This window comes from Peribacillus sp. JNUCC 23, from assembly GCF_053653995.1.
Window position 1 is genome coordinate 2,305,715 of record NZ_CM132202.1, and the last position, 14,086, is coordinate 2,319,800.

20 protein-coding genes and 1 pseudogene are annotated in these 14,086 nt (G+C 33.0%); 14 read left to right on the forward strand and 7 right to left on the reverse strand.

Annotation, left to right across the window (positions count from 1 at the left end):
* Positions 1-92: 92 nt before the first annotated feature.
* Positions 93-248, forward strand: a complete 156-nt coding sequence (locus JNUCC23_RS11170) for a hypothetical protein (RefSeq protein ID WP_454215860.1) — start codon at positions 93-95, stop codon at positions 246-248.
* Positions 249-830: 582 nt separating this feature from the next.
* Here the strand turns inward: JNUCC23_RS11170 and JNUCC23_RS11175 are convergent.
* From JNUCC23_RS11175 to JNUCC23_RS11185, 3 genes are all read right to left on the reverse strand, one after another.
* Positions 831-1,463 carry a LysE family translocator gene (locus JNUCC23_RS11175; RefSeq protein ID WP_454215862.1) on the reverse strand — a complete coding sequence of 211 codons (633 nt, stop codon included), beginning with the start codon at positions 1,461-1,463 and terminating at the stop codon, positions 831-833.
* Positions 1,463-2,290 carry an AraC family ligand binding domain-containing protein gene (locus JNUCC23_RS11180; protein WP_454215864.1) on the reverse strand — a complete coding sequence of 276 codons (828 nt, stop codon included), beginning with the start codon at positions 2,288-2,290 and terminating at the stop codon, positions 1,463-1,465. The genes JNUCC23_RS11175 and JNUCC23_RS11180 overlap by 1 nt, the downstream gene beginning before the upstream one ends.
* A gap of 456 nt (positions 2,291-2,746) precedes the next feature.
* Positions 2,747-3,019 (reverse strand): hypothetical protein, encoded by a 273-nt coding sequence (locus JNUCC23_RS11185; RefSeq protein ID WP_454215866.1) that lies wholly within the window; start codon positions 3,017-3,019, stop codon positions 2,747-2,749.
* Between the two features lie 112 nt (positions 3,020-3,131).
* Between JNUCC23_RS11185 and JNUCC23_RS11190 the strand changes: the two are divergent.
* Positions 3,132-3,749: pseudogene (locus JNUCC23_RS11190) on the forward strand (tyrosine-type recombinase/integrase); the annotation flags it as partial.
* A gap of 305 nt (positions 3,750-4,054) precedes the next feature.
* On the opposite strand, the gene JNUCC23_RS11195 reads toward JNUCC23_RS11190, so the two are convergent.
* Positions 4,055-4,438: a bleomycin resistance protein gene (locus JNUCC23_RS11195; RefSeq protein ID WP_454215868.1), complete on the reverse strand. Its 384-nt coding sequence runs from the start codon at positions 4,436-4,438 to the stop codon at positions 4,055-4,057.
* A 214-nt stretch (positions 4,439-4,652) separates the two neighbouring features.
* Positions 4,653-5,045, reverse strand: coding sequence for a UPF0715 family protein (locus JNUCC23_RS11200; RefSeq protein WP_454215870.1), 393 nt, complete (start codon positions 5,043-5,045; stop codon positions 4,653-4,655).
* Between the two features lie 106 nt (positions 5,046-5,151).
* Between JNUCC23_RS11200 and JNUCC23_RS11205 the strand changes: the two genes are divergently transcribed.
* Positions 5,152-5,295, forward strand: coding sequence for a hypothetical protein (locus tag JNUCC23_RS11205; protein WP_454215872.1), 144 nt, complete (start codon positions 5,152-5,154; stop codon positions 5,293-5,295).
* A 208-nt stretch (positions 5,296-5,503) separates the two neighbouring features.
* Entirely contained in the window at positions 5,504-6,034 is a 531-nt protein-coding gene (locus JNUCC23_RS11210; protein WP_454215874.1) for a GrpB family protein, read from the forward strand.
* A gap of 100 nt (positions 6,035-6,134) precedes the next feature.
* Here the strand turns inward: JNUCC23_RS11210 and JNUCC23_RS11215 are convergent, their stop codons facing one another.
* The gene (locus tag JNUCC23_RS11215; protein ID WP_454215876.1) at positions 6,135-6,626 is read right to left on the reverse strand and encodes a hypothetical protein; all 492 of its coding nucleotides are present in this window, start codon (positions 6,624-6,626) and stop codon (positions 6,135-6,137) included.
* 283 nt (positions 6,627-6,909) lie between these two features.
* On the opposite strand from JNUCC23_RS11215, the gene JNUCC23_RS11220 reads away from it, so the two are divergent.
* The 10 genes from JNUCC23_RS11220 (at position 6,910) to JNUCC23_RS11265 (ending at position 13,106) form a co-directional block, all read left to right on the forward strand.
* Positions 6,910-7,323: a DUF3888 domain-containing protein gene (locus tag JNUCC23_RS11220; protein WP_454215878.1), complete on the forward strand. Its 414-nt coding sequence runs from the start codon at positions 6,910-6,912 to the stop codon at positions 7,321-7,323.
* Between the two features lie 211 nt (positions 7,324-7,534).
* Positions 7,535-7,918, forward strand: a complete 384-nt coding sequence (locus tag JNUCC23_RS11225) for an HTH domain-containing protein (RefSeq protein ID WP_454215880.1) — start codon at positions 7,535-7,537, stop codon at positions 7,916-7,918.
* Positions 7,919-8,119: 201 nt separating this feature from the next.
* A complete protein-coding gene (locus JNUCC23_RS11230; RefSeq protein ID WP_454216039.1) occupies positions 8,120-8,461 on the forward strand; it encodes a GNAT family N-acetyltransferase in 342 nt (113 codons plus the stop codon).
* 381 nt (positions 8,462-8,842) lie between these two features.
* Positions 8,843-9,280 carry a MarR family winged helix-turn-helix transcriptional regulator gene (locus JNUCC23_RS11235; protein ID WP_454215882.1) on the forward strand — a complete coding sequence of 146 codons (438 nt, stop codon included), beginning with the start codon at positions 8,843-8,845 and terminating at the stop codon, positions 9,278-9,280.
* Between the two features lie 74 nt (positions 9,281-9,354).
* On the forward strand, positions 9,355-10,341 hold the full coding sequence (locus JNUCC23_RS11240) for an acrylyl-CoA reductase family protein (protein WP_454216041.1): 987 nt from the start codon (positions 9,355-9,357) through the stop codon (positions 10,339-10,341).
* 200 nt (positions 10,342-10,541) lie between these two features.
* The gene (locus JNUCC23_RS11245; protein WP_454215884.1) at positions 10,542-11,126 is read left to right on the forward strand and encodes an NAD(P)H-dependent oxidoreductase; all 585 of its coding nucleotides are present in this window, start codon (positions 10,542-10,544) and stop codon (positions 11,124-11,126) included.
* 344 nt (positions 11,127-11,470) lie between these two features.
* Positions 11,471-11,629, forward strand: a complete 159-nt coding sequence (locus JNUCC23_RS11250) for a zinc-ribbon domain-containing protein (protein WP_454216043.1) — start codon at positions 11,471-11,473, stop codon at positions 11,627-11,629.
* Positions 11,562-11,741 (forward strand): hypothetical protein, encoded by a 180-nt coding sequence (locus JNUCC23_RS11255; RefSeq protein ID WP_454215886.1) that lies wholly within the window; start codon positions 11,562-11,564, stop codon positions 11,739-11,741. The genes JNUCC23_RS11250 and JNUCC23_RS11255 overlap by 68 nt, the downstream gene beginning before the upstream one ends.
* A gap of 174 nt (positions 11,742-11,915) precedes the next feature.
* Complete coding sequence (locus JNUCC23_RS11260) at positions 11,916-12,272, forward strand: MFS transporter (protein WP_454215888.1); 357 nt, start codon at positions 11,916-11,918, stop codon at positions 12,270-12,272.
* A gap of 570 nt (positions 12,273-12,842) precedes the next feature.
* A complete protein-coding gene (locus JNUCC23_RS11265) occupies positions 12,843-13,106 on the forward strand; it encodes a hypothetical protein (RefSeq protein WP_454215889.1) in 264 nt (87 codons plus the stop codon).
* A gap of 392 nt (positions 13,107-13,498) precedes the next feature.
* Here JNUCC23_RS11265 and JNUCC23_RS11270 read toward each other — a convergent pair whose 3' ends face one another.
* Positions 13,499-13,996, reverse strand: a complete 498-nt coding sequence (locus JNUCC23_RS11270) for a general stress protein (RefSeq protein WP_454215891.1) — start codon at positions 13,994-13,996, stop codon at positions 13,499-13,501.
* Positions 13,997-14,086: the final 90 nt, after the last annotated feature.

A 14,086-nucleotide genomic window follows, 5' to 3' on the forward strand; every position in this document is an offset into this window, starting at 1 on the left:
GTCTATTAAAAAAGAAACAAGAAGACAGGCTAGTTTTCGTATCCATTAGTATGTATCGCAACAATGATATGTACAGTAGGGGATAAAGAATTTTGGAAGCGATAAAACATAGACATTATTTAATTTCCACGGAAATTGCGGAGGAATTAGCTAATAAGAGTTATCTGGAAGTTGTCAAAATTGAAAACTGGAAAGAACTAAATCCTTTTTTAGACAGTTTAATTAAAGTGAAAATAGAAAAAAAGTAGGATTCAGGTAGAAAAAATATTTATGAAGAGGATACATATATAGATGAAAATGAATTTAAAGACTTTATAGAGGTGTTATTGAAAGAGGAACTGAGTGATTTTAGGCTAGAGGCTATATTTAGTTATTCCATTAAAGGGCGCGATTCTTCAATAAAGAAGATCGCTTTTTTCCGTTATAGGGCCAGATTGTTGAACAAGAAAATGGAGATTGTGAAGAACTGTACTCAAACTAACGGAGCAGGATAGTTGAACAAGAAATTGTTATAACTGAATAGGAAGAAGTAGTCCAAGACTCTAATGATTTAATTGAAGGGCTAGAGAACAAGAAAAATTAAACGAAAGCTCATTGAACCAAAGGGGGCTATTGTTCAATAGAGTAGTCGCTTTTTCATGAGTTCATAGTTTGCAATACCAAACATGTTATCTCCTTCTTTTCTGTAGTAAAAGACATTTTTAGTATATCTAAAGTCTAATGTATGCTTAACGCCAGTAAGTCACAATAGTAAGTAGGGAATTAATATGCTTAGCACCGCCAGCATGTGACGGTGCTAAAAGTAATAAAATTATTTTTCCTTAAACACGCTAAATGGCTGTTTTAACTCCAAATCCGATTAACATTACGCCAGTAGACTTTTGGTAGATTGTTAGGAATTTAGGTTTATTCAACCACTTCTTCAGATGATCTATTAGATAAACCAAAATCATAAACCACCCCACGGCTATTATAGTGAGTATTAAACTTAAAACGATCAATTGTTGATTTGTATTTCCATTAAGATCAATGAATTGTGGCATAAACGTTATATAGACCAAAATCGTCTTTGGGTTAAGAATATTACTAATGGCTCCTTGTAAATAGGGTTCTTTATTATGATGGTGGGCTGACTTGTCATCAGAATGCTGGCTGTCTACTTGAACAGCTTCTAATGAAAGAGTCCTTTTTGTAAAAAATGCTCTTATACCTAAGTAAAGTAAATAGGCAGCTCCCATATACTTGATGGCATTGAAAAGAAATAGAGACTGCGCAATGACAACTGACAAACCGAAAACTGCAATAATGGTCCAAAAAGTAAGACCCGTTGCCATGCCGAGTATCGTATAGCGTCCTGCTTTTGATCCATGGCTAAGCGTATTCTTCATAATAAGTACCGTATCTGTACCGGGCAACATAGACATCATAAGGGCCATTAAGATATATGCTAATAAGTTGTCCATCATGAACCTCCTTCATTTTCAAAAATTCTCATATATTGTTTTGGTGTTAACCCAACTTGTCTTTTAAAGAATTTAGTCAAATGACTTTGATCACTAAATCCTGTTAAGAAAGTTACTTCAATGGGCTTTATCCCTTTTTCCAAAAGCTTTTTGGCATGATTTACTCGAATTGTTTCCAAGTAGCTGTTAGGGGAGATGCCCATTTTTTTTGTAAAAGTTCTTAGTAAGTGGTATTTGCTCCATCCTGAAATAGCACTTAAATCATTAAGTGTAATCGTCTTCGTATAATTCCCCTCTAAATAGGCACACACTGCTTTAATTTCAAGAGTGTTTTCAGAAGCTGGTGAAAGGGTTGCCAGGTCCGAATATTTCTGAATAAGCTCTTCCAATAAGCATAAAAAGAGTTCTTCCTTTTTAAGCTCACTCCCACCCTGCGAGATTTTTAAATGTAGTTCTCTTAAATTGTCTACAAGCTCACTATGATATAAAACATTTTGGTTGAAATACGGGAGGCATTCGTTGCCATTGATTTCTAAAACCATCTTTTTCATGATTTCTGGTGTCACATTGATGCACCGATAATCAAGTGTTTTGCCATCTATCTGCTCGCAACTGTGAGTATCATAAGGATTAAATAATAATAAGTCTCCGGGATTAATTATGTATTCTTTACCTTTACAAACTAAAGAACGTTGACCTTCTTCAATAAATCCAATCACATAATATTCATGAAAATGAGAAGGGAACTTTTGCATGATTCCTTTAAATTGATACGCTTCGATGTTTAGATCAGAATCTAGATAAACCGTTCGAATTTCATTTAACATTCCGATCCCCCTCGTAAAGACAATTTTAGGATAACATTTCTGATAAAGCTTTTCTTGTATGATATTGCGCTTATGCACCCTTGATTTGTCTCGCCTCTTTAAAGCCATTGTATGAAGTTAGCTCCTGGTATAGCCAAAAATAAGCCATCTCTATTCAATTTTTGTGAAAATACAGATAGTACGATTGTGAATTAAAAAAAGTGAGATCGGATGCCTGAGTTAATGATTACTTAAGTTAAGGATACCTGCATATAAATCATGGTAGCATATTTTAAAGATTACTTGTTGATTGGAGTGGAGGTTGGACGCCCCCCGGAAAGCGCCCACCCGGAACGGAAATCGACCTATCGTTTTTATAGTAATGGTGAATTTAGTGAATAAACGAGCCTGGGAATTTATTTAAATATATGTGGCAAACAATATAAGTTTGGCTTCAATAATAAAGCAGATGAAACTTTACATAGACTGGTTTAATAACTGTGAAACTCTACTGAAGCAATCGTAGCTTTGTAAAAAAGGTTGATCGTTTATAATAAAGATTGATAATTTGTAATAAATTTTGATAAAAATCACTTCTTTTAAAAGCTCTTCTAATTCAGAACTAGTAGTACTTCTATATCCAAAAATTTGATATATCCCCGTCCCTTGAACATTATTAATTTGCTCTAATTTGAATGAATCAAAAACGTCCGTAAATTGATATTTTCCGTTTGTACGAGGTTCTTCCACAGCACTATTCCTTATAAGTTTAATAAAAAAGTCACGTATGAAACTGACTCTCTTTGAACATAATAGAATCTAGATTAATGGATTTAAATAGTAGGAGAGTGAAAGAGGAGTCATGTTATTATCAGAAGCGTGGAAAAAGTATCAACAAGATAATAAAATTGAGGGATATTCACCACTTACATTAAAAACATATTGTTTTCAATATAATCTCTTGTTACGATTTTTTGGTGATATTTACATGAGTGAAATTACTACTGAGAAACTAAAAGAATATCTAATACAGGTAGGAGATCACCTAAAGCCATCTAGTTTAGGGCACAGGGTTCGTTGCATTATATCACTATTCAAATGGACACATGAAGAAGGCTATGTTCCTAAAAATCCTGCTGCTAAATTAAAAGAGCCGAAATTAGGTAAAAGAATTCCAAAGTTCCTTTCAGAACTAGAGATAGAACATCTAAGAGAGGCTTGTCATACAACGATGGAGAAAGCGCTGTTTGAGTTTATGTATTCGACCCGCTACCGTATTGGGGAAGTTGTAAAATTAAATCGTGATGATATTAATTTCTCTACGAATTCAGTCATTGTACATGGGAAAGGTGTTAAAGAAAGGGAAGTGTACTTTAATACTCGTTGCTCCATTTGGCTAAAAAGGTATTTAGATGAACGAGATGATGAAGAGCCTTGTTTATTCATTACGGAAAGAAGGCCAAACAGGCGTATGAGTATTTTATAAAGATTGGAAAATAGAAACCTTAGCACCTCTTCCAAAATCACCACATCCAGAAGCTTATTATGCAATGGCCAAACATTATTGCGGAGAGGAAATAGCTAATAATTTTTGGTTTGTGGAAGTACTACTTCCACAATATTTACCAGCATATGATGCGTCACATAGACAAATTTTTTGTAACTAAAAACAAACAGGATCAATGGTTTGCTTGGTTTAGATTTCATTAACCTTTATTGCCGATAAGCATGATTATGTTAACTCTTCTTGAAATTTTAAAAATAGAGCCCTTTTGGTAAAAAAGATTATAAGCTTTGCGAAAATCGCAGTAAATATCCATTCGGATCTTGAACTAAGAATTCTTTTTGAGTAAATCCACTGTATGTATTAGTCATTACATCCCTAAAGAGTAGAATATTATATTGCTTCAAATTTTGAAGAAGAACATCTACATTCTCCACTTTAATTTGAAAATTAATTCCTCGTCCAAATGGATCTTCGAGTTTTCCTGTTTTCCAATAGCCATTATATTGTTCTAACATAAGCTGTGCACCATTTAATGAAATAAATGCAAATTGTTCTTCTATACGTTCATATTCAAGTTGAAATCCAAGTATATTTAAATAAAATTCTTTTGATTCTCGAATATCTTTAACCGATAATTCAGGTATTAAGCTATTAAATTTCATATCGATTCTCCTTTATTCTTCTCATTTATTGAATATCCGATTACCGAAGTTCCTATATATTTATATCAAAAAAGCCAACATTACGTTTTCTAGTATCGGCTACAGTTTTAAACAACTTTATTGTCACTCGACAATAAGAGGAGTTCTTTAATCTAGCTTATTAAGCTAATGGGTGACATCGGTTCAAGAAGAAGACCCTTACTAATGGTATTTATTATTTCCTATTTTGAAGGAAAGTTGAATCCATAAACCAAAAAATTACACTACTTGATAAAATCATAAAGTGGAATATTGTAGTTAAATAGAATTGCTCAATGTCACTAACTATTATGAAAGAGATGCTATTTACGATAGTCCCTACTATAAGATATATAAGGAAGTAAATAATACTGAATTTACCTGGTCTTTTGTTTAATAAGTACTGTATTGGAGCTCCAGTGAAAAGATAAATAACAGCAAATATCACCCAATAAAAGATAATGTAAACAAATGAAAATAGATCATAACTCGTAAAAAATAACACCACAAGACTAAGAAAGAGCCCCGATAGTATAGAACAAAATAGTATTCTAACAATAATATCATCGACTAATTTACTATAAGACATATCTAATTCTCCTTTTACAAAACCAGACAATTTTTACTATATATTGATAAAATGCGATTTATTATTATTGATTATACCATTACTTAAATATTTAGAGATTATTTGTATGGAAGAATTAAACTATTACCCTGGTACAATGACACTTCCTCCTGACAGTACCTATGAAAACTGGGAAGATGAAATTGACATTTATGAAGTCGCATTCGAACCACCACCAAGTTATCGAGGGGAAATTGTTTTGTATTTGTGATTCAAGAACAAAATGAAACTATTTTTATAAAAATAAGGGATTTAGATGTAATGTAACAGAGTCCGCCAATTGGCGGTCTTTTTAATGTACGAAAATAACGAATATCATACATTCGAAAAAACCTTCTTCAACTAACAGGGCAGGATAGTTGAACAAGAGAATCAAATAAGGTAATGGTAATGAATAATGTAAAAAAGGTGGGCTTCTTTTGAGAAAAACCAAAATACTTGCTTGGACCGATGACTGGGGAAAATCATACAGTCAAGAAGAGAAAATATTGAAAGAAGTATTTAGAGATGAATTAGTTGATATTTTTCATATTGGAAGTACCTCTATACCAACAATAGGTTACGCAAAGCCGATAATAGATATTTTAGTTGTTGTAAAGGATATTGAAAACGTTGATTTATACAACAATGAAATGTTGGAATTGGGGTATGAACCGAAAGGTGAAAATGGGATTGCTGGAAGAAGATATTATCCAAAAGGAAAGGATAATCGAACACATCATCTACATATCTATCAAGTCGAAAGTGAACAAATAAAAATCCATTTAGATTTTAAAGAATACTTGATAAAGAACCCCGCGGAGGCTAAAAAATATGGAGCATTGAAAATCAACTTAGCAAATCAGTTTCCTAACGAACATCACAAGTATCAAGATGGAAAGCAGCAGTTCGTTAATGAATTAGTCGATAAAGCGAAAGAATGGGCGTCACAGAGAAGATTTTCTTATTAAAGTAACGGATGCGTTTTTATAATAAGTGGAGACATTTTTTCACGAACGATGCAGGTAATCCATGAAAAAGAAGACCAATACAATTTGGTCTTCTTTTTCATTATTCAGCAGTAAATATAAATCTTTCTTTTAATGGTCTACCTTCGCTTCCTTTTTGAGTCCAAATAATTTCTACTTCTAATTCAGTCGCTTTTTCAGCCAAAGGGAAATTGTCAAATTGATAAGGTATTCCATCATTCAATTGTTTAGCTAAAGAAATCGCTCTTTCATAGTCGTCTTTATTACAATCGATTTCACCAGGACAACCAAAAAGTGCGAACTTTGTCGTAGAATTAGGTTCATTTCTAAACATATGGATTTCCGCAGATAATATATCTGTGCCAATGTTATCAACCTTTAAAGAGTAAGTGTGAAGTTTTTCTTTTTCGGGTTTTACTAACGTCTTACCTTGTTCAGCTTCTCCTACTTGAACTGACCATTGTTTTGTTGTTTGTTTGGTCGGCAATTTATCAAATGTTAAAGCTTTTGTTTCTAAAGTTGTTGAGGATATAAATAAAAGAGATAGTAGGCATATTACTAATATTTTTTTCATGGTCACGGTTACTCCCTATTTTTAGATTCTTATATTTTGCTCAAATTAGAATAAAGTATTCCGTTCTTAATTGATGGTTAAAGTAGAGAGCTTATTGAGCTAACGGGTGCTTTAATTCAACAGCGCGACCACCAATTAGGTGGTTTTTTCAATGTACGAAAATATATGAAATCATACATTCAAAAATCCTTGTTCAGCTAACTGGCAGGTTAGCTGAACAAGGATTATAAATTTTCAAATGGACAAAATACCTGTAATGTACTATCAGAAAGTAGGAGATACCTTGAAAAAGGTCTTTTTATTAACCTGTTTCATTACATTAATTACTATATCTATATCTCCTGCCAAAGCAGAGACTGATAATTCACATTACGATATGATGCTTGAAGATATAGTTTATACATTCTTAACCCCGTTGCAATCAAAAGCAATTAAAGATTATTTTGGAGAGATGTACCTATCTGATTTTTGTAAGTTTGTAGAGGTTAAGACTAAACCTGACCAAGCATACAGATATGAAATAACTTATCAATTCGTAACCTATGAAAGAGCGATAATGCCTCCATATCATCTGTTTACTTTGAAGGTCGAGAACAAGTCTCTTACAGACTGGATTATAAAGGATGTAAAGGTAAGAAAATTAGCCGAGAATGAAGATTACACAAAAATATGTAGAAAACCAATGATTATACGGTGAATAGAAAAAGTGATATGTGAAGAAATGTACTTAAGCTAACGGATGCGTTAGCGCCATAAAAGGGCTGCCAAATGACGGCCTTTTTCGAATGTATGATTCTATCTAAAATCATACATTCAAAAATACCTTGTTCAACTAACTGGCAGGAGAGTTTAGTAATCCATTGGGTTAATATGGTAAAATTATGTTAAAGAGTGGAGGTAATTATTTTATGGAAATAGTTACACTAGAAGATAATATCGCGAAGTTGAAAAATATATACAAAATGTCAGACGATTTAATAAATAAGCTTTTATACACGACTGAAACAACATATATCTATCATCCAATAGAAATGAGTGCCTTATTAACGCATGTTAATATTGATGAAGAACAAAGATTATGCACAATTATTGAAGGAATGCATAGAAACATAGGAATAAGTTATGAGACGGTGGCTGCTTATTGTGATATAGATACGGAAGAGTTAGAAGAGTTTTTGAGGAATCCAGAATCTTTAACCGAAAAGAAAAAATTTATATTAGCTGTTAGAGTAATGTTTCTGCATAATATTTTGAAAGAAAAATATACTGTTGAGACTAATATAGAAGATTAAACATTGCTGCTCTTATAGGAGAAGTTGAAGTTATTATTGAACTACCATGAAAATAAACTTCTGCAACTAACGGGGCAGTTTAGTTCAACAAGACAACTCTGTACTATTTATATAAAATTAGAATAAAAACGAATCGAGGATAACGACTTGGAACTTGAATATTTTAGATTTTATGAAAGACCAATTAAAGCAATCGAACTTATGAAACTTTATAATGATGCAGGTTGGTGGGAGGAAAGGAAAGAACAAGATATTGAAGAAATGTTAAATAGGGAAATTTCAATTGGTGTATGGAAAGACGGTATTCTTATTGGGTTTGCAAGAGCTGTTTCAGACGGTAAATTTAGAGCATACATTGAAGATGTTGTTATACATAAAGCATATCAAAAGTCAGGTATTGGAAAGAATCTTGTATCAAAATTGTTAGATGAACTATCTCATATTGATGTTATTAGCTTGTTTTGTGAAGAACATTTAATTCCTTTTTACAAAAAAAACAACTTTAAATACAGTAAATCACAATTTGTATTACATAGAAAATGATAACATCTTATAAAGCTAATGGAGTGCTTTAATGAAAGACGAATTTGTATAAAATCATGTATAAACGAGTAAAATGGACCATTCGGAATCCCTTGAGAACCAAGGTGTTTTATCTTTCGGAAGTTCCGAAAATTGACTTTATGTTAACTAGTTTTGTATAGAGTATTCATGTGATACCTTAAGGCCTTGTTTAATTAAAGGGCCAATTAGTGGAATAAGAGCTTAACCAAACAGGGAGAATAATTTTGAAGTGAATGATATTATGAAAAAGTTGTCTACTACAAAAAACACCATTCAAAATGATAGCGATACTTCTTTTAATTATTTGACTCATAAAAAATTATGTGTTAATTTGTATATGCAAATGAGAGGTGAAATCAATTGAAAATAGATGATTCTATTTTATCTCTGTGTTTATTTTTTACATCGAATCGTTTTTCTCGCTATATGACGAAGATTGCAGAAGATGCTTTTGCAGAGACTAATCTATCTCCTTCTTACATTTATCTCTTAATAGTGGTGTATCAATATCCTGGAATCACGCAAAAAGAACTTTGTGATAAATTGTCAATTGCACCTTCCACAAGTACAAGATTTATTAATAAACTCGAAAAACTCAACTTAGTTTATCGACGTTCAGAATGGAAAGAAACGCATATACATTTATCAGAAAAAGGTGTAGAGCTTTGTGAGAAAATGGACGAATGCTTTAATGAGCTTCACAAACGGTATACTTCTATTTTGGGAGAAGAAAAAAGTCATGAGCTTGCAAAAATCCTTTACGAATCAAGTGAAATAATAAAAAAAGAGAAATTCTAACTCTTTTTTTCACTTATCATTTGTACATACAAGTGATTGCGATTATATCATGAAGAGAGGATATGATTAAGAAAATGAATACTTTTCAAGCAATGGTGCTCGATAAAATTGGTGATCAAACTAAGCTAGAAATGAAACAATTGAGCATGGATGATTTACCAGACGGGGAAGTAACAATTCGCGTAGCTTATTCTAGTGTGAATTTTAAAGATGGTATAGTGTCCATCCGAAATCAGTTTGTAGAGTCCTATCCTTTAGTGCCAGGAATAGATTTAGCTGGAACGATTATTCATTCAACAGATGAACGATTTAAAACAGGTGATGAAGTCATTGTGACTAGCTATAAATTAGGAACAGGACATTTTGGCGGATTTAGTGAAATGGCACGTGTACCTGCAGAGTGGGGTGTTCCTCTTCCAAAAGGATTATCTTTAAAAGAAGCCATGATCCTTGGAACAGCTGGGTTTACCGCAGCATTATCCGTTCAAAGGCTTGAAGATAATGAATTAGAACCTGGTCAAGGACCAGTTTTGGTAGCAGGTGCTACAGGTGGAGTGGGTAGTATTGCAGTAAATATCTTAGCTAAAAGAGGTTATGAAGTTGTAGCTAGTACAGGTAAATCTAATGAAGAGGCCTATTTAAAAAGATTAGGGGCTAAACAAATTATTAATCGTAATGAAATAATAGATACAGATCAAACACCAATTCGTGAAGAAAAATGGGCTGGCGCTATCGATCCTGTGGGTGGGAAAACTCTTCAGTATATATTAAGTACCTTGAAATATGGAGGGTCTGTAGCTACGTGTGGTTTAACAGGTGGGATAGGAGTCTCCACAACAGTTCTTCCTTATATTTCAAGAGGTGTCAATTGGCTTGGTATTGACTCGGTTGAATGTCCAATGAATAAGCGATTAAAAGTTTGGAATCGTTTGGGGAATGATTTAAAACCAACAACGTTAAATGAAGACGTGGTAAATGAAATCTCATTAAAAGAGCTTCCAGGAGTATTAGCTGATATTTTAGAAGGAAAAGTACGTGGAAGAACTCTTGTTAAACTATAAAAAGCTTAGTTCGAAGCACAACAAAGAGATACAAAGTTTGAATTGAACATTTATGTAATAATTTTGCTAACTTGAATCTAATCTGGAATTGTAATTTTCTTTAGTTGTTAATTATTATTTAAAAAATGTCTAATACTATAATATTTGATGAAACTTGATAGCCAAATAAAAAATTATAAAATACTCGGAGGTTATTTGAAATGAAACATCTTATTGTTTATGCACATCCAAACGCTGACAGCTTAAATCACTCTATCATGGAAACAACAGTGAAGACATTAAAGAAAAATGGTCACGAAGTTGTTGTCCGTGATTTATATGCACTCGATTTTCAACCTGTACTGAAACCAGCAGATACAGCAGCTATGAAAGCAGGAAAAACTCCTGATGATATTAAAACGGAACAAGAATTTGTTGCTGAAGCAGACGTAATAACATTTATTTACCCTATTTGGTGGACAGGTCTTCCAGCTATTCTTAAAGGATATGTAGACCGAGTATTTGCATTTGGGTTTGCTTACTCTGCTGGACCAGAAGGCGTAATTAAGTTATTGGAAGGTAAAAAAGGTTTTATCATCAATACACATGGTACTCCTAATGAGGTTTACGATGAAATCGGTATGACAGCGGGTTTGAAAGTCACTTCTGACATTGGAATATGGGATTTTACTGGAATTGATCCTGTGGACCATTTACTATTTGGAAGTATTGGATACCTTGATGAAGAAGCATATAAAGGTATGTTAAAGAAAGTTGAAGATACAATTAATTCCCATTTCTCATAAACATATACAATATTGAAAAGGACTGCTCAATTGGGTAGTTTTTTTTAATTTGGAAAGAATCTTAATTTCTGAATATTGTTAAACGATCTTCCATTAAAGGGCGCTTTAATTCAATAAGCAGCTAAAAGGATCCTCCAGTCGAAGATTCTTTTTTTATACCCATAAGGGTGATTATGTTAACTATAAATGTATAGCATATGCATATAGGCCCCTATAAATTTACGGTAAAGGTATTACTACTAGCTTATAGAATTCCTTTTGTTGTAAAGAAGAGGAAAATTTTTTAATCCCAAACAAGTAAATTCAACTTTGGAGCATCGGCTATTTCAGAATGATGAAAATCAATTGCTAACACAGGAAGTAATGAAACTACCAATATTGGTCCAGGCGAAGTAGGAGCATACGCAAGAAAAGAATACTGGTGGCTATGTGAGAATGGTCATGAGTGGAAAAAAGCACCTAATAGCAGAAGAAGTGCTAGGTGTAGATACTGCAAAAAGTAATCAATTTTCTTTCAATAATGGGTGCACATTTAGTTTTGGAAATCCCCTGTTACAACTGACTAAAGAGCAGGAAATAAAGGTGCGAAATTGTTCGGTTGAAGTTGTTCAATAAAGATATCATTCCAACGTTCGTAAAAATACGCCTTTAAGAACGCTTTTAATTTGATAATTATATAGATTAGAATATTCTGATAACAATAGTAACACAATCTACATTTTGTTACGTAAGACTAAAAAACCGTTGATATTACTGATTGAATTTTTGACCTAGGGCCTGCTCGCTTTTATGACCTTAAACGCAATAGGTTTAGTTTGCTTAAGCCAATCTTATACTAATTTTACGATGCTCCTAGCAGGTGCATTAATTGCACTTGGTTTCGGTAATATGATTTCTTGTAGCCAAGCAATTGTTGTGAATAAATCTCCTCGACATCGCATTGACCTTGCCACTTCAACATTTTATATCGCTATGGATGCAGGTATTGGAATAGGACCTTTAATTATCGGGATTATTGTTCCTATCTTCGGTTTCTGTGGTATGTATATGTCTATGGCTTTAATCGTATTTTTAACTATCGTTATTTACTATTTTGTACACGGTAAGAAGACAGAATTTATAAAACAACATTCTCTTGAAAATTAATGGATTGAAAAATTGGATCCGATAGCATTATTGCTATTGGTTTATTTGCTTTAGATAGGTCTTTTCAATCTACCAAAAAACTATAATCATACATACTTTCTTCTTCAATGAATAGGTACTAATTGTTCAACACCCTTTGATCTTCCACATTCGGGCTCTTTAATAGAATAAGGATCACAGAAATGCTCAAACCTTTTTATAAAGGAATGCTTCAATTGAATATATTAAAAGCTTGTTTTGTCTTTGCCTCTGGACAAGCCGTTTTCGGTTTAATGTATCAAAGACTCCAATTTGTCTAAAATACGTCCAACTTTTCGCCCTTATTATATATAATATTGTCATTATCAACACAGAATATAAAATACAGAAAAGAAAGTCATTTATAGAATTTGTGTCCAACTCACAAAAATAACTAAAACTAGCTTGTATCGTTCACTTTTTGCAGTTTTTTCAAGGGAGAGAGCTAAAGTTTATAATGTTGTACAAAAACTCCACTTTTCATATATGGTTCATGCTGTGGACCGGAAATCACTATTGGATTCACTTGAAATAACGAGCGAGATTTTCAAAATGAAAAGAAGATATTCTCAGTACACACAATACAATGACATCAAACTGCTTGCTATGCTGATTGAAGAGCATGAGATGAATCTTGTTTTCGAAGAGACGGCCTGGGGGAATTCAAAAAAAATGAACGAGGACTATTGTGTTGTGGATTGGGTAAGTTTCGAACTAGTAAAATCGCAAGGCTTAGCAACCTATATTCATTTATATCAAGAAGATCTTCATCTCTATAAGAGGCTCGTGGCCGACCAAAGCGATCAAATTGCTTAATAAAAGACGAAGTTAATTAATCATAAAAAAACAGCGTAATGGAATGGGGAATTATAGGAATTAGTCTTGTTATCTAAATGGCTGATTCTTTTTTGCTTTCTGTCCATACAATATTGTGAAAAATAAAGAAGTTTTAGAGGATCAGTAACCTGAGGCGATAACGAAAAATTGAAGACTTTCCTTGGAGGAGGAGAAGACTTTCCTAACTGATATTCTTAAAAAGCGGGATTCAAATATCAAAACGTTCATTGTTGGGTGAGCAGTAGAGGGGGATGTTCCCTTATCTAAAAGAATACTTCGATGAAACTTTTTAGAGTTACATATTCACTCACCAAAAATGTGAGAGGAGGAGGTGTAAACCTCCGTCCCTCATTTTCTAACTATCTATTAGTTTATTTCCGATTAAATTCAGCACCCCTGATATCACCTTGACGTACTGTTCCATGAAATTTAGGCTCCTTTAATTTACTGGGCTCATCAATAATTTCACCTGATGGACCATTTTGATGATTGGTTGAATGCGATTGATTTAACCCGATTCCAATGTCATTGTTTTCTTCGATAAGGACCAAAATTTTTCCGGATTTTACATTAATCGAATAATCAGCTGCATCGCAATCAGTTAAACCCAAAGTAACAAGTTGCTCAGTGAGCGAATCATCTTCTCCTATAAAGAAATTCTTTACTTTTACCATCAATGATTCATCTCGATGCTCGTCCGCCACAACATTCACATTTGTTGTCAGATTGTTGGTGACAAAGTCCAATTGATCTTCCTTATCTGCCACAACCAGAATGTCGTTTCCAGCATACCCTTTTGACTTCAGTTCATTAATTGCCTTTACTACTTCTCCATCCGAATTAAAAATCCCATATACTTTTCTTCTCATTTTTATCCTCCTCCAATCATCTGTTTATACTGTTAATACCATTCTCTATGCTTTTTAAAACCAGAAAAATCAAAAAAAGTGACATGAAGA

What these genes read in the sequence shown, in the direction of transcription:
- JNUCC23_RS11195 (WP_454215868.1), bottom strand. Translation starts at nt 4,438, where the DNA reads ATGAAATTTAATAGCTTAATACCTGAATTATCGGTTAAAGATATTCGA.
- JNUCC23_RS11200 (WP_454215870.1), bottom strand. Translation starts at nt 5,045, where the DNA reads ATGTCTTATAGTAAATTAGTCGATGATATTATTGTTAGAATACTATTT.
- JNUCC23_RS11255 (WP_454215886.1), top strand. Translation starts at nt 11,562, where the DNA reads ATGGTCATGAGTGGAAAAAAGCACCTAATAGCAGAAGAAGTGCTAGGT.
- JNUCC23_RS11260 (WP_454215888.1), top strand. Translation starts at nt 11,916, where the DNA reads ATGACCTTAAACGCAATAGGTTTAGTTTGCTTAAGCCAATCTTATACT.
- JNUCC23_RS11215 (WP_454215876.1), bottom strand. Translation starts at nt 6,626, where the DNA reads ATGAAAAAAATATTAGTAATATGCCTACTATCTCTTTTATTTATATCC.
- JNUCC23_RS11180 (WP_454215864.1), bottom strand. Translation starts at nt 2,290, where the DNA reads ATGTTAAATGAAATTCGAACGGTTTATCTAGATTCTGATCTAAACATC.
- JNUCC23_RS11175 (WP_454215862.1), bottom strand. Translation starts at nt 1,463, where the DNA reads ATGGACAACTTATTAGCATATATCTTAATGGCCCTTATGATGTCTATG.
- JNUCC23_RS11230 (WP_454216039.1), top strand. Translation starts at nt 8,120, where the DNA reads ATGAAACTTTATAATGATGCAGGTTGGTGGGAGGAAAGGAAAGAACAA.
- JNUCC23_RS11245 (WP_454215884.1), top strand. Translation starts at nt 10,542, where the DNA reads ATGAAACATCTTATTGTTTATGCACATCCAAACGCTGACAGCTTAAAT.
- JNUCC23_RS11225 (WP_454215880.1), top strand. Translation starts at nt 7,535, where the DNA reads ATGGAAATAGTTACACTAGAAGATAATATCGCGAAGTTGAAAAATATA.
- JNUCC23_RS11205 (WP_454215872.1), top strand. Translation starts at nt 5,152, where the DNA reads ATGGAAGAATTAAACTATTACCCTGGTACAATGACACTTCCTCCTGAC.
- JNUCC23_RS11265 (WP_454215889.1), top strand. Translation starts at nt 12,843, where the DNA reads ATGAAAAGAAGATATTCTCAGTACACACAATACAATGACATCAAACTG.
- JNUCC23_RS11240 (WP_454216041.1), top strand. Translation starts at nt 9,355, where the DNA reads ATGAATACTTTTCAAGCAATGGTGCTCGATAAAATTGGTGATCAAACT.
- JNUCC23_RS11270 (WP_454215891.1), bottom strand. Translation starts at nt 13,996, where the DNA reads ATGAGAAGAAAAGTATATGGGATTTTTAATTCGGATGGAGAAGTAGTA.